The organism is Maricaulis sp. (assembly GCF_048268525.1).
In the GTDB taxonomy this organism is placed as follows: Bacteria; Pseudomonadota; Alphaproteobacteria; order Caulobacterales; family Maricaulaceae; genus Maricaulis.
Window position 1 is genome coordinate 64,410 of the sequence record NZ_JBLWVH010000004.1, and the last position, 22,206, is coordinate 86,615.

At 64.3% G+C, this 22,206-nt stretch carries 20 protein-coding genes and 1 riboswitch; of the genes, 6 read left to right on the top strand and 14 right to left on the bottom strand.

Going from position 1 to position 22,206, the window contains the following annotated elements; translation table 11 throughout:
- Nucleotides 1–17: 17 nt before the first annotated feature.
- Nucleotides 18–1,103 carry a P-loop NTPase gene (locus ACN0X9_RS03420; RefSeq protein ID WP_417486235.1) on the top strand — a complete coding sequence of 362 codons (1,086 nt, stop codon included), beginning with the start codon at nucleotides 18–20 and terminating at the stop codon, nucleotides 1,101–1,103.
- Here ACN0X9_RS03420 and ACN0X9_RS03425 read toward each other — a convergent pair.
- The 5 genes from ACN0X9_RS03425 to ACN0X9_RS03445 all read right to left on the bottom strand — a co-directional run bounded on the left by ACN0X9_RS03425 (nucleotide 1,096) and on the right by ACN0X9_RS03445 (nucleotide 6,771).
- Nucleotides 1,096–1,857 (bottom strand): ABC transporter ATP-binding protein, encoded by a 762-nt coding sequence (locus ACN0X9_RS03425; protein ID WP_417486236.1) that lies wholly within the window; start codon nucleotides 1,855–1,857, stop codon nucleotides 1,096–1,098. The genes ACN0X9_RS03420 and ACN0X9_RS03425 overlap by 8 nt on opposite strands.
- Nucleotides 1,854–2,834 (bottom strand): FecCD family ABC transporter permease, encoded by a 981-nt coding sequence (locus ACN0X9_RS03430; RefSeq protein ID WP_417486237.1) that lies wholly within the window; start codon nucleotides 2,832–2,834, stop codon nucleotides 1,854–1,856. The genes ACN0X9_RS03425 and ACN0X9_RS03430 overlap by 4 nt, the downstream gene beginning before the upstream one ends.
- Nucleotides 2,831–3,712 carry an ABC transporter substrate-binding protein gene (locus ACN0X9_RS03435; RefSeq protein ID WP_417486238.1) on the bottom strand — a complete coding sequence of 294 codons (882 nt, stop codon included), beginning with the start codon at nucleotides 3,710–3,712 and terminating at the stop codon, nucleotides 2,831–2,833. Before ACN0X9_RS03435 ends, ACN0X9_RS03430 begins: the two co-directional genes overlap by 4 nt.
- Nucleotides 3,648–5,546 carry a TonB-dependent receptor plug domain-containing protein gene (locus tag ACN0X9_RS03440; RefSeq protein WP_417486239.1) on the bottom strand — a complete coding sequence of 633 codons (1,899 nt, stop codon included), beginning with the start codon at nucleotides 5,544–5,546 and terminating at the stop codon, nucleotides 3,648–3,650. The genes ACN0X9_RS03435 and ACN0X9_RS03440 overlap by 65 nt, the downstream gene beginning before the upstream one ends.
- 111 nt (nucleotides 5,547–5,657) lie before the next feature.
- A riboswitch (cobalamin riboswitch) is annotated at nucleotides 5,658–5,853 on the bottom strand.
- 33 nt (nucleotides 5,854–5,886) lie between these two features.
- Entirely contained in the window at nucleotides 5,887–6,771 is an 885-nt protein-coding gene (locus ACN0X9_RS03445) for a WecB/TagA/CpsF family glycosyltransferase (protein WP_417486240.1), read from the bottom strand.
- Nucleotides 6,772–6,932: 161 nt separating this feature from the next.
- Between ACN0X9_RS03445 and ACN0X9_RS03450 the strand changes: the two genes are divergently transcribed.
- Entirely contained in the window at nucleotides 6,933–7,199 is a 267-nt protein-coding gene (locus ACN0X9_RS03450; protein WP_417486241.1) for a hypothetical protein, read from the top strand.
- On the opposite strand, the gene mnmD is transcribed toward ACN0X9_RS03450, so the two are convergent.
- From mnmD to motA, 3 genes are all read right to left on the bottom strand, one after another.
- A complete protein-coding gene (mnmD, locus tag ACN0X9_RS03455) occupies nucleotides 7,167–8,924 on the bottom strand; it encodes a tRNA (5-methylaminomethyl-2-thiouridine)(34)-methyltransferase MnmD (RefSeq protein WP_417486242.1) in 1,758 nt (585 codons plus the stop codon). The genes ACN0X9_RS03450 and mnmD overlap by 33 nt on opposite strands.
- Nucleotides 8,921–9,487, bottom strand: coding sequence for an RBBP9/YdeN family alpha/beta hydrolase (locus ACN0X9_RS03460; RefSeq protein WP_417486243.1), 567 nt, complete (start codon nucleotides 9,485–9,487; stop codon nucleotides 8,921–8,923). The genes mnmD and ACN0X9_RS03460 overlap by 4 nt, the downstream gene beginning before the upstream one ends.
- A 120-nt stretch (nucleotides 9,488–9,607) precedes the next feature.
- On the bottom strand, nucleotides 9,608–10,480 hold the full coding sequence (motA, locus tag ACN0X9_RS03465; RefSeq protein WP_417486244.1) for a flagellar motor stator protein MotA: 873 nt from the start codon (nucleotides 10,478–10,480) through the stop codon (nucleotides 9,608–9,610).
- A 188-nt stretch (nucleotides 10,481–10,668) separates the two neighbouring features.
- On the opposite strand from motA, the gene ACN0X9_RS03470 reads away from it, so the two are divergent.
- Nucleotides 10,669–11,943, top strand: coding sequence for an MFS transporter (locus ACN0X9_RS03470; RefSeq protein WP_417486245.1), 1,275 nt, complete (start codon nucleotides 10,669–10,671; stop codon nucleotides 11,941–11,943).
- Between the two features lie 3 nt (nucleotides 11,944–11,946).
- Here the strand turns inward: ACN0X9_RS03470 and ACN0X9_RS03475 are convergent, their stop codons facing one another.
- From ACN0X9_RS03475 to ACN0X9_RS03500, 6 genes are all read right to left on the bottom strand, one after another.
- On the bottom strand, nucleotides 11,947–13,155 hold the full coding sequence (locus ACN0X9_RS03475; RefSeq protein ID WP_417486246.1) for a lytic murein transglycosylase: 1,209 nt from the start codon (nucleotides 13,153–13,155) through the stop codon (nucleotides 11,947–11,949).
- Nucleotides 13,152–13,964, bottom strand: a complete 813-nt coding sequence (locus ACN0X9_RS03480; RefSeq protein ID WP_417486247.1) for a DUF1194 domain-containing protein — start codon at nucleotides 13,962–13,964, stop codon at nucleotides 13,152–13,154. Before ACN0X9_RS03480 ends, ACN0X9_RS03475 begins: the two co-directional genes overlap by 4 nt.
- A complete protein-coding gene (locus ACN0X9_RS03485; protein ID WP_417486248.1) occupies nucleotides 13,961–14,737 on the bottom strand; it encodes a DUF1194 domain-containing protein in 777 nt (258 codons plus the stop codon). The genes ACN0X9_RS03480 and ACN0X9_RS03485 overlap by 4 nt, the downstream gene beginning before the upstream one ends.
- A 75-nt stretch (nucleotides 14,738–14,812) precedes the next feature.
- Entirely contained in the window at nucleotides 14,813–15,985 is a 1,173-nt protein-coding gene (locus ACN0X9_RS03490) for an iron-containing alcohol dehydrogenase (protein WP_417486249.1), read from the bottom strand.
- A gap of 64 nt (nucleotides 15,986–16,049) precedes the next feature.
- Nucleotides 16,050–16,946, bottom strand: a complete 897-nt coding sequence (locus ACN0X9_RS03495) for a hypothetical protein (protein WP_417486250.1) — start codon at nucleotides 16,944–16,946, stop codon at nucleotides 16,050–16,052.
- 70 nt (nucleotides 16,947–17,016) lie between these two features.
- Entirely contained in the window at nucleotides 17,017–19,599 is a 2,583-nt protein-coding gene (locus ACN0X9_RS03500) for a TonB-dependent receptor (RefSeq protein WP_417486251.1), read from the bottom strand.
- A gap of 362 nt (nucleotides 19,600–19,961) precedes the next feature.
- Here ACN0X9_RS03500 and ykgO point away from each other — a divergent pair, with 362 nt between their 5' ends.
- From ykgO to ACN0X9_RS03515, 3 genes are all read left to right on the top strand, one after another.
- The gene (ykgO, locus tag ACN0X9_RS03505) at nucleotides 19,962–20,087 is read left to right on the top strand and encodes a type B 50S ribosomal protein L36 (protein ID WP_011644457.1); all 126 of its coding nucleotides are present in this window, start codon (nucleotides 19,962–19,964) and stop codon (nucleotides 20,085–20,087) included.
- Nucleotides 20,088–20,193: 106 nt separating this feature from the next.
- Entirely contained in the window at nucleotides 20,194–20,808 is a 615-nt protein-coding gene (locus tag ACN0X9_RS03510; RefSeq protein ID WP_417486252.1) for an HAD family hydrolase, read from the top strand.
- Between the two features lie 216 nt (nucleotides 20,809–21,024).
- The gene (locus ACN0X9_RS03515) at nucleotides 21,025–22,206 is read left to right on the top strand and encodes an acyl-CoA dehydrogenase family protein (RefSeq protein ID WP_417486253.1); all 1,182 of its coding nucleotides are present in this window, start codon (nucleotides 21,025–21,027) and stop codon (nucleotides 22,204–22,206) included.

Sequence of the window (22,206 nt, forward strand, 5' to 3'; positions counted from 1 at the left end):
CACGAGGGAGACCCGTCATGGACGAGCGACTGCGCGACGCCCTGAAATCCATTACCGAGCAACAATCCGGGCGCGACCTTGTCGATGCCGGACGGATCGAAGCGGCCGGTGTCGCCGGTGACACGGCGACGATCATCGTCAAGCCTCCGGTCGCCGGTGCTCCCGATCTCGACCGTCTCCAGCCCCGCATCGAAGACGCGGTCTCTGCACTCGACGGGATCAACCGTGTTCGCGTCGTCATGACCGCCCATCGCGACGGCCAGGGGAAATCCGCCCCCGCCGCCAAACAAGCGCGGAAACCGGCTGCCTCTGCGGCGAAGCCCGCCAAGCGGATCATTGCCGTGGCCTCGGGCAAGGGCGGCGTGGGCAAGTCCACGATTGCGGCCAACCTGGCTGTCGCACTGGCAAGGGAAGGCCTGAAGGTCGGCTTGCTGGATGCCGACATTTACGGCCCGTCCGTCCCCCGCCTGTTCGGGCTGACAGACGTGCCGGGCCTGCGCAAGACCGATGCCGGCGTCCAGCCGGTCGAGGCGCATGGCGTCAAGCTGATCTCGATGGGATTCGTCGTGAAACCGGGCGCCGCCGTCGTCTGGCGTGGCCCGATGGTCCAGGGCGCGATTCGCCAGTTCATGCTGGACACCGAGTGGGGACAGCCGGACGTCCTGATCATCGACATGCCGCCCGGAACCGGTGATGCCCAGCTGGCCATCGCCCAGGACCTGCCGGTCGACGGCGCCGTCATCGTCTCGACCCCGCAGGACCTGGCGCTTGATGACGCCCGCAAGGCCATGAGCCTTTTCGAGCAGACCCATGTGCCCCTTCTGGGCATGGTTGAGAACATGAGCGTTTTTCTCTGCCCGCATTGCGGCGAAAGCAGCCATATTTTCGGCGAAGGTGGCGTTCGCGCTGAAGCCGAACGGGCCGGCCTCGCCTATCTCGGCGACATCCCGCTTCATCCCGAATTGCGGGCGCGCTCCGATGCCGGCGAGCCGGCCGCGCTGGACGATGGACCGGTCGGCAAGGCGTTCCGCAAGGCGGCGCTTGCCGCGTTGGAAGCCGCCGACATGGTCGGCAAGCCGGCCCCGACGATCACCGTCAGCTAGGCAGGCGCAGCCCGCCGCAGGTCAGGCCATCGGGCGCCTCCACGCCAAAGGTCCCGGTCAGCACCGATGGCTCGAGCGCCCGCGCGGGCAGGCCATCGGCCACCACCTGTCCGCTATCGAGGACGATGACCCGGTCGGCGTAACGCGCGGCGAGGTCGAGTGCGTGCAACGACACCACCACCAGCGTCCCGCTTCGGGCTTCTTCCTGCAGTATGTCCATCACGCCCAGCTGGTGCCGCACATCCAGCGCTGCCATGGGCTCGTCGAGCAGGATGGTTCCCGCCTGGACAGAAAGCGCACGGGCCAGCAGGACCCGGGCCTTCTCACCGGACGACAGCGTATCGAAAGCCCGGCCGGCAAGGTGTTGGGCAAGCGTTCGCCCCAGCGCCGCGTCGATCGCGTCGTCGTCATGCGGCCCCGGTTTGCGAAGCGGCTTGAGGTGCGGGATGCGGCCCAGCGCGACCAGGCGACGGACGGTGATGGGCCAGCTGGCCCGACCATCCGGCGGCAGATAGGCGACCGTTCGCGCCCGTTGCCCCTCATCCATTGCCGCCAGAGACCGTCCGTCATGTCGGACATCCCCGCTGTCAGGAACGGCCAGTCCGGCGAGCAATCTGAGCAAGCTGGACTTGCCGGCCCCGTTGGGTCCCACCAGCGCCACCAGACCAGCCCCGTCGAGCGTCAGGGACAGTTGCGAGAAAAGGTCGGTCCCGCCCGGCCTGTAGCTGACCTGGTCGACTGTCATGCGGGTCATGGCGCCACCTTCTGGTTCTGGCGGACAAGCCACAGGAAAAAAGGCGCACCGATCAACGCCGTCAGCACACCAAGATAGAGCGGGATGCCTGGTCCCGAAAGCAGGCGTGTGGCGAGGTCGGCGACCACGATCAACAGCGCGCCGCCCAGCGCGGAGGGCAGGATCAGGGCGCCCGGCTGATGTCCCACCAGCGGACGCAGCAGATGGGGCACAACCAGGCCGACAAAGCCGATCGCCCCCGCCACGGCGACACCGCCGCCGACCGCCAGGGCGGTGCCGCAGACCACCGCCATCCGCAAACGCCCCATGGAAATCCCCAGTGAACGGGCGGTCTCCTCACCCAGTCCCAGTGCATCGAGACTGCGGCCCAGCGGCGCCAGCACGACCAGGCCCGTCAGGATGACTGGCGCCGCAAAGCCCACCTCGGTCCAGCTGGCATCGTTCAGGGAGCCCATCAGCCAATAGGCGATTTCGGCGAGGGCCCAGGGATTGGAGGCGAGGTTCATCAGGAGCGCGGTGAAGGCACCGGCCGTCGCATTCACCGCAACCCCGGCCAGGATCAGCGTCGTCGCGCTGGCGCCGCGACCGGCGATCGCAAACAGGGCGGCCACACCCGAAGCCGCGCCGGCCACACCCGCCAGTGGCAGCGCGAGGGCGAACACGGCCGAAAGCCCGAAATAGAGCGAAATCACCGCGCCCAGCCCGGCACTCGCCGACACGCCGATCACGCCCGGATCAGCCAGCGGGTTTCGGAAAAAGCCCTGGAGAACAGCCCCGGACGCGCCCAGGCCCGCCCCGACCAGGATACCCAGCAGGACCCGCGGCAGACGCAACTCCCACAGGATCAGCCCCGCCAGACCACGATCTCCCGCCAGCAGATCAGACAGTCCGGCTCCGCCGCTGCCGAGAAACACACTCGACACGCCCCAGACAAGCAGGCCGGCGAGCAGGGCAAGATTGAGCTTCAGATGAATCACTGCGCGCGCTCCCAGGCATCAATGGCATCGGCGATCAGTTCCGCTGCGTCGATCAGACGTGGCCCGGCGCACGGCCAGAGACCGGCCGGAATATCGGCCCGCGCCGGATGCGCCATCAGACGTCGGTACGCGGCGTGCCGGCTGGCCCGGTTGAACGTGCTCGCATAGCCATCGATGAAAAAACTGGTCAGCACGATGTCGACATCCAGCCGCAAGGCGAACTCCGGATCTGACCGGGTCCAGCCCGTCGCTCCTTCATCGGCCACGACATTGCGCCCGCCCGCTGCGGTGATGGCTGCATCGATATAGGTCCCGGAGCCGGCAGACCCGCCGGACACGCTCAGATAAGCGATCCGGGGAATGTCGGAACGCATGACAGCGCGATCGGCAAGCGCTGCCAGTCGCCGGTCAAGATCAGCGATCACGGCATCAACCCGATCAACGCTTTCGACAACCTCCGCCAAGGCTCGCAGATTGTGGCGGACGCCGTCGAAATCATCCGCCCAGGCAAGCTCGAACGTGCGATAGCCAGCCCGCTCCAGCAACCGCGCCGTTCGACCGCCCTCTCCGGCACCAAAAACCGACAGGCCCGGTGACAAGGCGAGCATCCTGGCGGCATCAGGCCAGGCCTGCGGTCGTGACCGAGACCAGGGCGGAGCCGATGACACCGGCTGGTCGACCTGCCAGGACAGCGCCGAGATTGCATCCGGATCAACAAGCGCGAGGACATAGGCATCCGCGCACAGGGAGGCCGAGGCGACACCGTTGTCCGGTGTCACCTCCCGAGCCTGCACATTTCCGGCAAAGACCAGACTAGCCGTGGCTGAGGCGCAGACCGAAATAAAGGCCGCGGCCCGGCGTGTGATAGCCGAAGACATCCTGATACTCCTCGTCGAGCAGGTTATCCCCGCGCGCATAAATCTCGATACCGGACCGGATATCCCAGCGAACCTGACCGCCGACCAGTGTGTAGGCGTCCAGCGTTACGGGTTGGAATGTGCCGAAATCAGTATCGGTCTGATCACCTGTGTGATCGAGGGTCGCCGAAGCGGAGACCGGGCCATCGACGGGCGCCCAGGCGATCGTCAGTGACGCCAGGTGTTCAGGGCGGCGGATTTCGGCGGCACCGTTTTCCTCACTTTCGAGCGCGGTCAGTGACCCGAAAAGCGACCAGTCCTGGTCGATCTCCCAGCTACCGAACACTTCAACCCCGCGCCGTGTCGAGCGTGTGATGGCGTTGAGCGCTGTTGCCGGAAAAACCGAGAAATCGGTGTAGATCTCGTCTTCCAGCTCGGACCGGAAATAGCTGGCCGAGACCCGTGCGGCCCCATCCATCAGTGTCTGATCCCAGGCAATCTCCCAGCCACGCGAACGTTCCGGCGTCAGGGCCGGGTTGCCGACAAAGAAGGCGGGGAAGAAACCGAACAACTCGTAGACGCCCGGATTCTTGACCGCCTCACCGAAATTGCCGCGAAGGCGGCCATCAACCGCCTCGAAATCCCAACCTGCGCCAACGCGCCAGGTCGTGGAATCTTCAAACAGGCTGTGCGCTTCGCGGCGGGCCGACACGGTCAGGTCAAAGAGGCCTCGAGACAATCCGTAGTCGAAGGCCAGGGCATCCGATGACAACTCGCGCGACTGGTTGGAACCGGCGCCCGGTCCGGCATGGGACTTCAACCGGTCGCGATCATGTTCGACCAGGCCGGTCAGGCGATGCTGCACCGGGCCGGTCTCCCAGTGACCGGTGATCTCATAATGGGCTTGCAGGCGTTGCCCCAGCGAGCGGGCCGTTCGGCTGCCGGCAGAAAAGGTCTGCGACGTGTCGTCTGTCAGCTGCAGGGCGGCTTCATGACTGAGGCGGAGGCCCTGCCAGCCATGTTCGCCCAGCAATGCGGCCCGGCCGAGCACCGTATCGCCATCGCTGCGCAGATCGGCATTGTCGAGACGGCCGTCAAAGTCGGTGTCGCTGTCGTAATCGCTCTGACTTTCGATCCGGCGGACGGACGCTTCCAGTCTGACCTCCGGGATGAGGGCCAGACCGCCAGAGACGGCCAGCGACCGGTTGTCATACCCGTCCGATTCACCACCCAGCCCAGACACGTCGATGCCGTCGCTGTGGTAGTCACTGGCGCTGACCGAGAACCAATGCCCGTCTGCAGCGGTGCCCGCGCGCAAGGCAAACCGCTGCGTTCCGAAACTGCCGGCTTCGATGCGCCCGCCGACGGTGAAGTCACCATCGGGCCGCGCCGAGTTGAGCCGGATCACGCCGCCAATCGCATCAGCACCCCACAGCGCAGATTGCTCGCCACGCGCGACCTCGATCGAGGCGAGGTCGTCGAACACATAGTGCGAGAAATCCGCCTCGCCGGTGAACGGGTTGGACGCCTCGACGCCATCGATCAGGACCAGCACATGATTGGCTTCCGAACCGCGGGCCCGGATCTGGGTCAGGGCGCCGGGCGCTCCGGACCGCGAAACCGCCAGACCCGGCACCGCACGAAGGGCGTCGGCCGCGAAGCTCGCGCCACGAGCGTCCAGCATGGCGTCGTCGAGTAAAGTGATACTGGATGTCGCCTGCTCGGCCGGCAGGGCGATCCGGGCGGCAGTGACATAGACGACGTCTTCATCGCTGGAGGATTGGGCCAGGGCGGGGGATGCCAAGGCCAGACTTGTGGTCGCCAGACAAAGCTGGTGCCAGGTTTCGATACGCATGTGCCACGTCTCCATAGCATTGGAGCCGGTGGCCAGGCTGGCCTCCGGCTGGTTGCAGAGGAGTCGTCAAAAACGGGTATACCGCGCCGGTCTCGTGAGCTCCCGCACGAGCGGACAGACGACAGTGACGGCAGGTCTTCCGGCTTGCGGGTCAGTGCGGATGAAGCGCCTTCCCAGGGTCGCCCCCAGTGGCTTTGTGCTTCACCGCTCGCCGCCTACGGCTGCGGGAACAGCGCTGGACTTGGCTCGAAGGCCTGACCAGCTTCCCTGTTAGTCCCGTGAGGGAACCATCACGGCGCGGACGCTATGTCGCAGCGCGCCAAAAGGCAATCAGGCAGGATCAGTCGCGGCCGGCGAGCTCGCGCTCCAGATTGCGGATGCGCAGATGGAGATTGCGCTCCTTGACCCGCTCCGGCGAACCCAACGCCATTTCCAGCGCGCGCATGGAGCGGCGGGTCTTGCGCCAGCGGCGCCACAGCAACAGGATTTTCGGGCCTTCCACCAGGTAGCGACGCCACATGCGCGACGGCTCCTGGGCGAGGCGGTGGAGCCATTCCAGCCGCAGCTTCTGCATCCACACAGGCGCCCGGCGGGCGGTACCGGCGAGAAAGTCCAGCGACGCACCGACACACAGGCCGACGCCCGTGCAATCGCCACGGTCCAGACAGGCTTCCGCAATCATTTCCTGCTGCGGGGACCCCACACAGAAAAGCGTGAAACGTGACGGGTTTTCAGCGACGAAGCGCGCACAATCCTCGACCGCGTCGCGATTGTCGCGCAGTCCCATTGGCGGTTCGTGCCAGCGCACATCGGTCAGATTGTAACGGGCCGTCACCGCATCGATGACAGCTTTCGTACCCCCGATGATGGTCAGCGGCTGGTCCGGGTCGATGGCCTCGTCGAACAGGCGCTCGGTCAGGTCGGAACCCGGCGTGACGTCGATGGTTTCCCCGGAGATACGGCCGATCAGTTCGAGGATTCGGCTGTCACAAACGGTCAGCCAGGCTTGGGCATAGAGCGTCGCGAGGACGGTGTCGGTCTCGAGGCGAACCAGATGATCGACATTCGGCGTGACCACAAAGGCGAACGGGCTTGTGGCAGGCCGCTCGGTGATCCGGCGCATGGCGACATCCATGCCGATCCTGTCGAAGGCCGAGTTCAGGAACCAAACATGTCGCGAACCGGAACGCCGGTCGACAAAGCCTTCACCCGTAGCCATCACCATGTTGCACCACCTTGTATCGATACGCGTCAGATCGCGCGCTTGCCCGCGTCCCGTGCAAATCCCGCGCCGGGTTTATCAACCAGGTCTGCATCCAAACGGCCGGGCGGCGGCATCAAACGAGCGAACCCCTGCAACAGGGATGAGTGAGCGGGAGACCGGAGATGGCAGTCAGGCGTGTATTCATCGCGGCAGCTCTGCTGATCGGCGTCGCCTTTCCTCTCGCCCTGCCCTTCGCTTCGGGCGCCGTCGTGGCGGTAACCGTCGGCCCGGTCGCGCTGGAGGCATCGAAAGCTGAAGGGCTGGCTATCAGCGTCGATCCGGCCTGTCTCGGCACGGACTGCCCGATTGCGTCACTGCGCTTCGCAGACGTCGACCGCCCCACTTACCTGGCAGATCTATCCAACCGGACCCTGGCCGGCACGCCTTGAGCGGCGCTCCGCGAACCGGCCGGGCGCAAGGGCCTCACGGCCGGAAAGCGCCAGGGCGGGTACAGCGCCAGCAAGCTCGCTGACCAGATCCTCCGCCAATAAAGGTGCGTGCGCGAAGCCGCGTGACCCAAGGCCAGCCAAAATGGAGACGTGATCGCTGAGGCGACCGCCGACGGGCAAGCGGTCCGGCGTCGCGGCGCGCACGCCCTGCCAGCGTTCCAGAACCCGACCGAGTGCCAGATCCGGCAGCCGGTCAGCGACCGCTGCGCGAAATCCAGCCTCGGCGACGTCTTCAGGCCCGACCTGTTCGCCCCGATCATGAGTCGCGCCGACAAGCACGCCTCCGGGCGCCGCGCAGGCATAACGCCCCCAAGCCGTCGGCATGTCGGGCGCCTGACCGTCAAACACCGCCAATTGCCCGGCGCTGGGCTGCAGGTCGGGATAAAAACCCTGCGCGCCCGCACCGGCCGCGATCACCAGATGGGCGACTTCGAAGCGGCATTGATCGTCGCTGTCGAGGAGGCCGATACCGCCCCCCAGCTTTTCGGTGCGGGTGATCCGGACATTGTGGCAGGCAACATCCCCGATCAGATCCGCGACCAGTTTTCGCGGCTCGAAGCGGCCTGCGCAGGGCATGATCAGAGCCTCGCCGGTCCAGTCCAGATGATCCGGCATCCACGCGGCGAGAACGGCAAACCGTTCGGCTTCCCGCTCATCCTTGGGCAGGCGGCGCACGGGTTCGGCGTGAAAACCGGGGCGCCCGTCATACAGGCGCCGGGCAAAATCAAAGGCGGCCAGCGTCGCCCGGACGTGAGGCCTGTCGGCTTTCTCGAGGCGCGGCGTCAGGAGGCCGGCGGGTGCTCCGGAGGCACCACCGGCAACGCCATTGGCATCAATCAGAAGCGTTTCAAAGCCGCGTCCGCGAAAGGCATGCACGAGACTGGCACCGGCGATTCCCGCACCCAATACGGCGACAGGCCCATCCATCCCGGCCGGGCTTTGGTCCGCCGCGTCACCGGGCCGGACCGCCTCGAGGCGCTCGCGCTTGCGACCAAAGCCGGGGCGCTTGGCAACCTCGAAACCGGCTTCGGCCAGACCGCGACGGACAAAGCCGGCAACCGTGAACGTGCCCACCCGGGCGCCCGGTGCCGATAACTCGCCGAGCCGGTTGAACACTCCCTGCGACCACATCGCCGCGTTCCGGTCGGGCGCAAACCCGTCCAGGAACCAGGCATCGACGGGCCGGATCATTTGCGACAGCGCCGCCTCGACCTCGTCGTGGAAGACCGTGATGGTGAAACCGTCGTCGGGAAAGACCAGCCTCTGGGGTCCGCGAAGGCGGCTCGGCCACTGCGCCAACAGGCGCGTGGCCAGATCTGACAGGCCGGGCCACGCACCAAAGGCCCGGGCCGCCGCACCGCGATCAAGCGGGTGTTTTTCAACCGTGACGAAATCCAGCCAGCCACCCTTCGGTCGGGTCAGGCGCCAGAGCTGCCAAAGGGCCAGAGCGTTCAACCCGGTGCCGAACCCCAACTCGCCCACAACAAAATGGCGGCGACCGGCCCAGGCCTCAGGCAGCCCGCAACCGCGCAGGAAAACGGCGCGCGTCTCCTCCAGCCCGTCCTCGGCCGAGAAATAGACATCGCCATAGGCACTGGCACGCGGGCCGCTCGGTTGCGACCAGTCGAGTTCAGCCGGATCGCAATAGAGCCCGTCCGGGGTCATGCCGCGGGAGGTTGCAGGGACTGGGTGAATTTGGCGAAGGCCATCAGGCCTTCCGGCCAGGGACCATGTCCGCTCTCGGCTTCGAAATGCCCGGCCTCACCGGCATTACCGAAGCGGACGCCCCAGTCGCGGGCCCAGCCTTCCGCCTTGTCGAGATCACAGGTCGGGTCGTTGGAACTGGCGAGGACCAGAGCCGGAAATCCCAATGGATCGCGGGGAACGGGGTCGAACCCGTGATCACCGAACTTGTCCTTGAGTTCCGGCCGTTCCCAGTCGGACGCGCCGACCAGAAAAGCGCCCGCCACCTTGCCGACCAGCTGCGGCGCGGCATGGGCGACGGTGAGCACACCCACCGAATGCGCCACCAGAATGACCGGCTTTGCGGCGCGCTGGACCTCTTCGGTCAGCCGCGCTGTCCAGGCATCACGCTCGGGGCGATCCCAGTTATCCTGCTCGACCCGTCGGGCCGTGGACATCTTGTCCGCCCAGCGACTCTGCCAATGGAAGGGCGAGGCATTGCCCAGCCCCGGAACGATCAGAATTTCGCTGTCCTTGATTTTCATGCCGCTCTTCTAGACCCAAATTCCGGAACTGCCAGCCCCGAGATAGTGAGCGATTGCACAAAAACAAAGGCGCGAGGTCTTTCGACCCCGCGCCAGGAACCCGGTTGCTGCCTTTTTGGATCAGGCCGCTTCGGCGGGAATTGCGTCCAGTGCGGTCTCCAGCTCGGAGAAGCTGGGCTGCATCTTGGAGGGAACACCACCGCGACCGATCTCGACCGAAATCTGGGCGGCATTGCCGTGCAGGTGTGCGACCAGCACATCCTGGATGATCTTGTAGAATGAGTGTTCCTCGTCATAGACGGCCTGCATGTAGGCCGCGAAGGGGCCGACAAAGCCGTAGGCGATGAACACGCCGAGGAAGGTTCCGACCAACGCGCCACCGATATAGCCACCCAGCACGGCGGGCGGGCTCTCGATCGCGCCCATGGTCTTGATGACGCCGAGCACGGCCGCGACGATACCCAGGGCCGGCAGGCCATCGGCCATGGTCTGCATGGCGTGGGCCGGGTCGGCGGCTTCGTGATGGTGCTTTTCCAGCTGTTTTTCCATCGCGTCCTCGACCTGGTGCGGATCTTCCAGGTTCATCGTCATCATGCGCAGCGTGTCGCAGATGAAGTCGACCGCGAAATGGTCCTTCATGATGCGCGGGAAGCGGGTGAAGATGGTGCTTTCAGTGGGGTTTTCGATATGGCTTTCCAGCGCGATCACCCCTTTGGTCTTCATTGTTTTCGTTAGCAAAAACAACAATGATAGCAAGTCGGTATAGTCCTGCCCCTTCCATTTGGGGCCGGTGAAGACCTTGGAGAGATCGCCCAGCGTCTTCATCACTGTCTTCGGCTTGTTGCCGATCAGGAACGCACCGACGGCGGCGCCGCCAATCATCATCATCTCGAAAGGCAAAGCCTTGAGGATCACGTCGAAATGGCCGCCGGCGAGCGAGAAGCCGCCGAACACCATCACGAAAACGACGACTATGCCGATAATCTGAAACATCTACCCGTCCACCACATTTGCCGGGCGGTTGTTCCACCCGAGTTGAGGGCACTATGGCGGGTTAAGCTTAATGTCCGGTTGAACAGGCGTTAGATGCCTGTTTACCCGCAGGCCATTGCAAAAACGGATGGCCGCCCACCGGCCCGAGAATTGGACGCTGGCCGCAGACGCGGTCTACACCTTCGGGCATGACACCGTTTTATGATCCGGCCAATCCATCCAGCCAGGCCGAACGTCGCAGCGCCTTTCGCCTGCTCTTCCTGTGCCTGATGGCGACCGGCATCGGCAACAACATGCTGTTTGCCATCCTGCCGCCGCTGGCGCGCGGGCTGGCTGTGCCGGAATACTGGGTCGGGGCGATCTATACGGTTTCCGCGGTCCTGTTCATGACCATGACGCCGATCTGGGGCGCCCTGTCCGACCGGCGCGGGCGCAAGCCCTTCATCGTTTTCGGTCTCTCGGCCTTTGCCTGCTCCACCCTGATCTTTGCCGGCGCCGCCTGGGCCGGCGAGAGCGGTTGGGTACCACCGCTGGCCGCGATCTTTGCCATGGCGCTGGCCCGCACCCTGTTCGGCTCCCTCGGCTCGGCAACCAATCCGGCAGCCCAGGCCTATGTCGCGGACCGGACCTCACCGGCCGAACGCACGGAGGCATTGGCCGGACTGACCGCCGCCTTCGGCATGGGCGCCGTCATCGGCCCGACCCTGGCGGCGACCCTGGTCGAGCTGGTCGGCGTGCCAATCTTCATGGTCATCATCTCGGCAACCGTGGCGGCCGGGGCCGTCGCAGTCTGGTTCAAGCTGCCGGAACAATCGCCGCCGAAACAGCAGAGCCGCCCGATCAACCCGTTCAAGCAATTCGCCTTTGCCGCCGACCCGCGCATCGCGCCCTTTGTCGGCTATGGCTGCGTAACCTGGATCGTCCAGTCGCTGAGCCTGTCGACGCTGGCCTTCTTCATCATGGATTCGCTGGGTCTGGACGAGGCCGAGGGGCTGCAGATGTCAGCGATTGCCCTTGCCGCCGGCGCTGGCGCGTTGATCGTCGCACAATTGGTGGTGATCCCGGCCATGAAGGCCAGCGCCCGCGTGTTGATGGCCTGGGGCGCGGTGATCACGATTGCCGGTTTCGGCCTGATGATCATCGCGCCAAACTATGCCGGCATTGTCACCGCCTACATCCTGATCAGCTTCGCCTTCGGCCTGTCACGCTCGGGCTTTGTCGGCGGTGCCTCGATTGCCGTGAAGCCGGAAGAACAGGGCCGCGTCGCCGGGCTGACGACCGCGACCGCCGGCCTCGGCTTCATCATCGGCCCGGTCGGCGGGCTGTTCATGTACAACCAGCTCGGACATCTGGTGCCCTATTACGTCGCCGTCGTGCTGAGCATCATCGCAGCGATCATTGCCTGGCATCACCCGGGCATTCGCCGCGCGGTCGAGGTGGTCGAGGTTGAGCCCGAAGTCTGAGCGCTACTCCGCAGCCGCAGCGAGCACAGCATCATACATGGCCCGGCCGAGATAACCGTCGGCCAGCAAGCCATTGGCCCGTTGGAAACCGCGCAGGGCTGCCCGCGTGTTTGGTCCGGCAAGACCATCCGGCGTTCCACTGTCGAAGCCCAGCCCGTTGAGCGCCGCCTGGACCTCACGGGTCTGGCTGCGGGTCAGTGGCGGATTGTCTTCCGGCCAGGGCCCGACCAGAGCCGGATCCCCGGCGATCCGGTCGGCCAGGTGGGCCACGCCAATCGCATAGGATGTGGAATTGTTATAGCGCTTGATGACCCGGAAATTCGGGAAGGTGAGAAAGCCCGGCGCCTGGCCGCCGGCCGGAAGCTCCAGCCGCGCCGCGCGCATCAGATCGTCCGCCGGCCACTCGCCACTCGCCGGTCTCAGGCCGCGCATGGCCCATTCACTGACGAGGCGCGACTGGGCGGGATCCCATGCGGCAAAATCGAAATCATCCGGCACGCGGACTTCGCGGATCGCCGGCTCACCCTCACGCCATCCGGCGCGGGACAACAGGTTGGCCGCCGAGGCGAGCGCGTCGGCAGGATTGCTCCAGATATCGCGACGCCCGTCGCCATCCCAGTCATGCGCCCGCTCCAGATAGGTGGTCGGGATGAATTGCATCTGGCCCATCGCGCCGGCCCAGGAACCGGTGAGCTGTTCGCGGGTCGCATAGCCGGACTCCAGCATCTCGGCGACGGCGACCAATTGAGCCTCGGCCCAGTCACGGCGACGGCCTTCCCAGGCCAGGGTCGCCAGCGCCTGGACGATGTCATTATTGCCCGGAATCGCACCGTAGGAGCTCTCGAGCCCCCAGATCGCGATCAGGATTTCCGCCCGCACACCGAAATGGGCGGCGACCGCATCGACATCATCACGGTTTTCCGAAAATGCATCACGACCATTGCGGATGCGCAGGTCGGAGGCGGCGATATCAAGATAGGACCAGAGTGGTCGGACAAATTCCGGCTGGCTGCGGTCGCGCTCGATGATGCGCAATTCCGGCTGTAGACCGTCCAGCATCGAGGCCGCAGTCGTCTCCTCGGCGCCCGACGCGATCAGCCGGTCGCGAAACCCGCTGCGCCAGTCAGCGAAAGTCTCGCCCTCGGGCTGGGCCGCGGCGTCAGCGGCGATCAGGGAAAAACTGGCGGCGAGTACAAGCAGTCGACGGATCATCCATTCCTCACGAGCACAGCCGGTTCGAGGACACGGAGAGGGTCGAGCCCGGCAATTTCGATAATAAGCTTGCGCCGCAGCGCGTCCACGAAATCATCATGCTCATTGCTGGGCGAAATAAAGGCGCCCGGCCCGGCAATCACCTGATTTTCGAAATAGGCGCTGACATCGATCGAGACCGACGGACGAAACGGGTGCTGACGGCCACCGGCGATCGGCAGCCCGTTGACGGTGACCTGACCGGCCTCCGCCCGCTCACGGGCCACGTTCAGGCTGGGTCCGGCGTTCTGGGGCCCGTCGCCGGAAATGTCGATCACCTGGCGAACGCCCTCGAAGGCATTGTCATCCATCAGGGTCAGGGAAGTATCGATAGCGGCGCCGATCGCGGTCCGGCGACCGGAAATGAAGGGGGCGGTGGCAAGGGTCGCGGCAAAGATCTGCGCGTCCTCCTCGGTCTCGATCACCGTCCAGGGTGCGACAATGCGCTGGAAATCGGCATCAGCCCATTCCAGATAGACCACCGCGATACGCCCATAGCCGCCGCTCTGGATCGCCGAGATGATGTCCGGGTCGGCGAGCGCTGCCACATGCCCTTCGCGCTGACGGCGGGCCTCGGCCTCGTCGATCGATGACGACACGTCGACGGCGAGGACGAGTTCGAGATCAACCCGTTCACGGCCATCTTCGGTAAATTCATGCGGTCGCGGCTCGAACGCCCACGCCGACGGATCTTCGGCTCCCGGCAGGGTTCCGGCACCCAGCAAAAGCGCCAGCACCAGGCCACCAACCGCTGTCAGGGTCGGCTTCACGGAGCCCGTCCTGTGTGGCGCGCATAGGCCGGATCGACCTCATCAGCCGACGGCAACGCGCCGGCGATCTCGATGATCAGCTTGCGCAGGATGGCTTCGCGAAACTCCGCTTCGGTCCGTGCTGGCAACACAAAGGCGCCGGGCCCGGTAATCACATTGTCACGGAAATAATCATCCAGATTGACCTCGACAGGACGCACCCAACGGCCAGAGCCGGCGGAAATGACCGGCAGGCCGTTGACGACGACATGGGCATTGTCAGCGAGGGCCCGCGCCTGCTCCAGCGGCAAGCCCTGATTCTGGGGACCATCTCCGGAGATGTCGATGATCAGGCGAGGCGCGGTATAGTCGTTGGATTCGATGCGATTGACCGCATCCGCCAAGGCCGCCCCGATAGCCGTATAATGGCCTCGCTCCAGCGGGGCCGCGGCCACCTGCGACGCAAACGCCAGCGCGTCTTCTTCCGAAGAGATCACGGTCCAGTCGGCAGCGGAACGCTGGAAGCCACTATCGGCCCATTCGACATAGGTCACCGCGATACGGCCCAGCGGTCCGCCCTGGATTGACCGGATCACGTCTTCAGACGCCAGCGCCGCGACATAGCCCTCGCGCTGCCTCCGCGCCTCTTCCTCATCCACGGAATAGGAAATGTCGACGGCCAGAACCAACTCGACATCGACCTCGATTGAACCGGGCTGGTACGCCGACACGGCGGACGCAGTCACGAAAAAGGCCGCCAAAGTGGCGGCACACATATTACCCAAGCCTGTCATGGGCCGCACACTATGGAGCGTGTCCGCAAGGGGCAACTTTCGATGTTGTAAGGCACGGGGATCATCAGCGGGGTGTTACCCCCAAACCTCGTCATAAAGCGCGATGATCTCGTCCGTGTTCGGGATACGGGGGTTGTTGCCGGGCGATCCGGACGCCAGCGCCTGCTCGGCCATCAGCGGGCGCAATTGCCGCCAGCGATCAGGTTGGATGCCGAAACCCGCCGGTGTGGGGACGCCCAGTTCCACGTTCAGCGCCCGCAACTCGTCCAGCAGCACGCCATTGGCCAGCTCATCATTCGCCCCTTCACCAACCAGTCCCATCGCCCGTGCGCACTCGGCGTAGCGTCCCGGAGCAGCGGGGATCGACCACGCCGTCACGGCAGGCAGAAGCATGGCATTGGAAAGCCCGTGCGGCACGTGGAAGAAGGCACCGATCGGTCGGCTCATGCCGTGAACGAGTGCGACCGAGGCATTGGAAAAGGCGATGCCGCCAAAACAGGCGCCGACAAGCAGGGCCTCCCGAGCCGGCAGGTCCTGACCGTCATGAAAGGCCCGGCGCAGATTGGGCGCGATCAGCCGCATGGCGGCGAGCGCCTGCTGGTCGGAGAAGGGCGAGGCCTTGCGGCTGACATAGGCCTCGATGGCATGGGTCAGCGCGTCAATGCCCGTATCTGCCGTCACGCGCGGCGGCAGGGACAGGGTCAAGTCTGGGTCGAGAATGGCGGCAACCGGCATGAAGGCGAGCCCCATGCACAGCATTTTCTCGTCATTCTCCGGGTCGGTGATCACAGTCACCCGTGTCGCCTCGGAACCGGTACCGGCGGTGGTCGGGACGGCTATGACCGGCAGAGCCGGCTCATCGACAAGGCGCGGCACCTTGAAGTCCCGCATCCGGCCGCCATGCGGGCCAAGCACGGCCAGCGCCTTGGCCGTATCGATGGCGCTGCCTCCGCCCAGCGCGACCAGGCCGTCAAAGGCCTGCCCGTCATGTCCTGTCCGAAGGATTGCTTCCGCCGCGATCACCGACGTCTCTGTCGGTTCCGGCTCGGTCGCATCGAACAGGCCGGACGGGATTTTCGCGCCGTCGAGGGCCTGTTGGAGACGGGCGAGATATCCCAACGCGACCATGGTCGCATCGGTGACCACAAGCGGACGCGAGACGCCGCAGGCCGCCAGGAGATCGGGCAATTGACCGAGTGCGCCGGATCCGGTGCGGATCAGGCGTGGCAGGACGAGCGAATGGGACATGAAACCTCCGGGTCGGGTCCGCGATTGAGCGGTACCCGACCCGGCAGGTCAAGCGGGCACGGCGTCAGTCGTCAAAGCGCCGTGCATCGGGATCGGTCAGGCTGACCTCGGGCAAACGGATCGCCCGGACTTCCCGGTTCGGGCGGCTGATCGCCCAGATCACACGATCATCGGCCGGATCAAAGGCAAAGGCCTGGCCTTCGGCGTCCAGCTCGATCGTCGCAACATGCAGCAGGGTCGGGCCCATCGCCGGCCGGGCCAGCACATAAAGCTCCGGCACGTGATGGCCGAAGACATAGAGCAGGCCGTCAGACCCGATCGCGCCGCCGGACGCGGCCTGCGGCGCCATGCGCTCGATCAGGGCCGGCGGCAGACGCCAGCCACCGGTACGGCGCCATTGGGCGTCAAAGGTGTGCACGCCGCCATAGGCATTGGATTTGAACGGCTCGCCGGTTTCGTCATTATAGTGGGCGAAGCCGACGATCCAGCCATCGCGATAATGGTCGAACCAGGTCAGCGAACCCTCATCCATCAGGCCAAGGCTGTGGCTGTCGACATGGGTCAATCCCTCGGTTTCGAAGACCTCCACCGAACTCGCCATCGGCACTTCGGGATGGTTGGAATTGGCGCAGTAGAGGCGACCCTCTTCCTCGAAACAGGAATTGAGATGGCCGATCAGGCCGCGGCGCGGACCGATCCAGCCGCCAACCCGCTCGCCGCTCTCGCGGTCATACTGGCCGATGGCGAAATTGACGATGGCGTAGAAATGCGTGTCATCGACCGCTGCGCCCTGGCCCGCTTCGACGGCCGGAAAGCTTTGCAAGGTCTCGGCCTGGAGTACGATGGGCTCGGGGGCCTCATAGACCGGAATGGACCGTAGGTCAGGCTGTGCTGCGGCGAGGCCGGAAAGGCCGGCCGCAAGCGCGAGGCCGAGGCCCAGGCATTTGATGTTCAGTGTCATCTCTGTCTCCCTCAAACGCACAGACACCCGGGCACAGGAATGCGCCCGGGTGCTGTAGCGGTGATGCGGCCTAGTTGAAGGCGCCGGTGAAGCCGACCCAGAAGGTGCGGCCGAACTCGGCATCTTCCTGCAGGTATTGCGCGTCCGGACCGGTCAGTTCGCGACGACCCTGGTCGGTCAGGTTCTGGACCTCACCGATCAGCGTGAAGCGGTCGGTCAGGTTGAAGCGGGCCTGCAGGTCAACCTGCGAACGCTCTTCCCAATACTCGTCGAGATTGGGGTTATTGGCGTTCATCGTGTCGAGGAACATGTCCGTGAAATTGTAGGACACGCGGACCTCGAAAGCCTCGGTCGCGTAGAAGCCGGTCAGGTTGTAGGTCAGGTCCGGCTGCTGGAAATAACCGGTCGTCCGGCTGCCCGTTGCGGTCGGCACTTCAAACTCGGTGTCGAGAATGGTGACGTTCGCGGCAACACCGAAATCGCTGAACGGGCCGGGCAGGAAGGCCAGTGTCTGCTGGTATTGCGCCTCGAAGCCGAGGATTTCGGCACCCGTGGCATTCTCCGGCTGGGTCAGGGCGTCATAGGTGACACCGTCAACCGTGATCGGGCCTTGCGTGGTCTGCACGAAGACCTCGTCCTGGATGTCTTTGTAGAACAGGCCGGCGGCGAGGATGCCGTGCGGGATATACCATTCGGCCGACAGGTCGAAATTGGTCGACTGGCGCGGTGCGAGGTCCGGGTTGGAGCGCGAGATCGTATTGTTGACCAGGTTGATGCTTTCGCCCCGGGTCAGCTCGTTGAGGTTCGGACGACCCAGCGTCTGCGAGGCCGCAGCCCGCAGGACAAAGTCGTCATTCACGTCAAAACGGACAGTGAGCGACGGCAAGACGTCGGTATAATCGCCAGAGACCCGCGTCCCGCCCAGCGGTGCACCATCCCATTCGGTCTGCTCGATGCGGACCCCGCCGAGGAACTGCCAGCGGCCCGAACGATAATCGCCCATGGCGTAGACGGCATTGACGTCCTCATTGGCGGACGATCCACTCTGAACGGTCAGCACGGAGTTGAACGTGTTGGCGGCGAAGAAGGCGTCCGACGCGTCCAGCCCGATCCGGTTCTCGAAGCGATAGCCGCCCTGCCAGACCAGATTGGCCAGTTGCGGGTCGGCGACATCCGCCAGCGTGTAATTGGCGGCCGGATCAGCCACAAAACGCTCGAAGGTGAAGCCTTCGGACTTTTCGATCGACCGGCTCAGCAGGCCCGCCTTGAGGGTGAGGCCGGCGACCAGCCCGTCGGTCCAGGTCGTGTCGAGGCGGAATTCGCGGGTTTCGTCTTCGGCAAAACGATCCAGCGTGCCGCGATTGACGTGATTCCAATTGGACAGGTCGTTATAGGCAGCCGGATCGAGCGGGCTGAATGTGTTGAAGAATTGCGACGTGTCGTAGCGCGCACCATAGCCGGTTCCGGTGCGGAAGCCTTCGGTGACTTCCGGATTGTCGAGCTCGGCTTCGGTGTAAACGAGATTGGCTTCAATCAGCCAGTTCTCGGCCGGCGCCCAGTCGGCACCCGCGCGCAGCGACAGGATTTCACGGTCGAGCACGAAGCGGCCGATGCCGATAAAGCCATAACCGCTGTCCGTGATACCGGATGTGGCAGTCTGGTCGCGGATGACGGCCGGTTGCGAGGACGCGCCGCTGGTGCCCAGCTCATAGGTCTCTTCGTCACGGCGTTCGCTGTCATTATACTGGTTGTAGGAAATGCCTGCATCGAGCTGGAGGGCGTCGCTGACGCGCCACTCGAACTGACCGGACAGGCCCAGGCGTTCACGCACATTATTGTAGAGGAAGAGGCGGTTATTGGTCGGAACGACGAAACCATTGCCATTGCCGAGACCGACATTGGCGCCGGTGGCGTCAAACTCGGTGTAGTCGGCATCATCGACTTCGACCTGGGTGATTTCGAAATTGCGGATTGAGTAGTCGACACCGAAGACAACGCCGAACTGGTCATTCGCACCGAAGGTCGTACCGGCCGCGAAATTGCCGCGCCAGGGCTGGACCTGGTCGCCTTCGTCCAGCGTGGTACCGGAGCCGGCGCTCTCATGCGTGCCCATGAACAGACCGCCGACGAAGAACGGGCCGTCACTGTCAAAGGCTGAACGGGTGACCAGGTTGATCGTGCCGCCGATGGCGTTGTGATCGAGATCCGGCGTCACCGACTTGCGCACTTCAATACTGCCGACCAGCGAGGCCGGGATCAGGTCGAGCGGGACCGCCCGGGCCGAACCGCCACGTTCCGGCGAGGCGACAATGCCGCCGTCGATCGTGGTGCGGTTATAGGTGGCATTGAGGCCGCGAATGATCGGGAAGCGCGATTCACCCTGGTCGTTCTGGACCGCGACGCCCGGCACGCGGACGATCGCCTGGGCAATATTGAGGTCCGGCAAGCGGCCAATATCGTCCTGAGCCACCGCGTCGAGAATGCCGTCAGCATCCCGTTTGGCTTCAATGGCCCGCTGGATGGACAGGGCCTGGCCATACACCGTGACCACGTCTTCTGTCGTCGCCGCGTCCTGAGCAGTGGCCGGTGCCGCGAGAACGGCACTTCCGATTAGCAGAGCGGCCCGGAAGCCATTTGAGTATGCAGTCGCCATGATTGATCCCCTCTAAGCAGGCGTTACGGCGCCGCGTATGAGATCAAAACCTGACACTACAGAGACACTTTATTAACGTTTTGAAGAATTGACCAAATACATTCCTACTCAAGGTTGATACCAATATTCTAAAAATCGCAAATTCTCGAAATATTCATACAATATACACCAGATCGACGGGCGTATGGATTTGGAATGGTCGACCCGAAGCCGGTCAAGGCAATGCGCTGCGCGACCGGGACTCGCGGAAAAGAGAACTGCAGTCCGGCACGCATGCACAGGCCGATCGTGTTGACAGGCCGCAATTGCTCCAGTATCTCCCGCGCTCCGTTGAATTACGCTTGTAACGCGAAGGCCATACGATGAAAGTCCGCAGCTCGATCAAATCGCTGAAAAACCGCCACCGCGATTGCCAGGTCGTGAAGCGCCGTGGCCGTGTTTACGTGATCAACAAGACCGACCCGCGCTTCAAAGCGCGCGCCGGCTAGTCGACACGTCGGCAGCGCCTGTTTCCAGGCGCGCCCGCTATTCAGCTTTTAAGCCGCTTTCCCCGTGCATCGACAAGGTGCGCGGGTTTTGCGTTGGGGAGAAGGCATGACGACGAAAGCCGTTCTGTGGGATCTCGGCAATGTCCTGTTGGACTGGTCGCCCGCCTATCTCTACTCCAAGCTTTTCGCCACTGACGAAGAGTGTCGCCACTTCCTCGACAATGTCTGCACCATGGAATGGCATGCCGCGCATGATCGCGGTGTATCGATGGCCGACAATCGTGTCGCCCTGATCGAAGCCCACCCGCATCTCGAAGATGCGATTCGGGCCTGGGAAACCGGCTTCGAACAAATGCTCAATGGTGCCATCGACGGCACGCCGGAGATCATGGATGCGCTGGCCGATCATGGTGTGCCGCAATACGCACTGACCAATCTGCCCGCTGAATGGGTCGAGCCGGTCACGCGCCTCTATCCCCAGATGCGGCACATGAAAGACGTCATCGTTTCGGCGCATGAAGGCGTGATCAAGCCGGACCCGAAGATTTACGCCATCACCGCGGCCCGCCTGCCCTTCGACGCCCGGGACGTAGTCTTTTTTGATGACCGCGAAGCCAATGTCATAGCCGCCCGCGAGTACGGCTTCGATGCCGAGCTGTTCACCGGCAAGGATGCACTGGGCGCGGCGCTCGAAGCGCGCGGGCTGCTTGTCTCGGCCTGACGCCGGTTTCGCGCCCCCGGAACCGCCCCGCCTTCCCCATACGTCAACCTGATCCGCGCCGCAGCGCCGCACCAAATGTTGCAGGTGCGCACTATTCATGTGGATGGGTTTTGTTCTACATACATACCCAGTCATCGAAAGCGGACAGGCCCGGCGCAAGACCGGCCGCCGCCAACGTTACGATTACGGTCGATAAAGGGTTTGAGGAGCGGCGATATGGATCTGAATTTCACCCCCGAGGAGGAGGCCTTCCGTCAGGAAGTCCGCGACTTCCTCAAGAATAATCTGTCCGAGGAACTGGCCACCAAGGTGCGCAATGGCCGCGACCTGAACAAGGCAGACCTTGAAGGCTGGCACGCGACGCTGAACAGCCGCGGCTGGCTGGCTCCGGGTTGGCCCGTCGAGCATGGCGGCACCACCTGGGATTCGGTGCAGATGCACATCTTCGAAGAGGAATGCGCCCGTGCCAACGCACCACGCACCGTTCCCTTCGGCCTCGGCATGCTGGGACCGGTCCTGATCAAGTTCGGTACCGAAGAGCAAAAGGCCACCATCCTGCCGCGCATCCTGTCCGGCGAGGATTGGTGGTGCCAGGGTTATTCCGAGCCGGGCGCCGGCTCCGACCTGGCCAGCCTGAAGACCCGCGCCATCCGCGATGGCGACGACTATATCATCAATGGCCAGAAGACCTGGACCACGCTGGGCCAGTTCGCCAACAAGATCTTCTGCCTCGTGCGCACCTCGACCGAGGGCAAACGCCAGGAGGGCATCTCCTTCATCCTCGTCGATCTCGACACGCCCGGCATTGAAATGCGGCCGATCAAGCTGATCGAGGGCGGGTTCGAGGTGAATGAAGTCTTCTTCACCGATGTCCGCGTGCCTGCCGTCAACATGGTCGGCGAAGAGAATATGGGCTGGACCATCGCCAAATACCTGCTCGGCCACGAGCGCACCAATATCGCCGGTGTCGGCGCCTCCAGCGAAGCCCTGAGCCAACTCAAGGCGCTGGCCCGCAAGGTCAAGCGCAAGGGCAAGCCGCTGGCCCAGGACCCGATCTTTGCGGCCAAGATCGCCGAGGTCGAGATCGACCTGGAAGCCATGCGGATGACCAATCTGCGCATGCTGTCCGGCGTCGCCGACGCGCAGGGCTCGGTTTCCTCGATGCTGAAAATCAAGGGAACGGTGATCCGCCAGGCCATCAACGACCTGTCGCGTCGCGCACTGGGTGCCCTGGCGGCGCCCTTCCCGTCGGAGGACGTGATCGGGAACTACGCCATCGCCCCGGCGGAGGCCGCATCGAACGCCGCCAACTACTTCAATAATCGCAAACTTTCGATCTTTGGCGGGTCGAACGAGATCCAGCGCAATATCATCGCCAAAGAAACCTTCGGAGCCTGA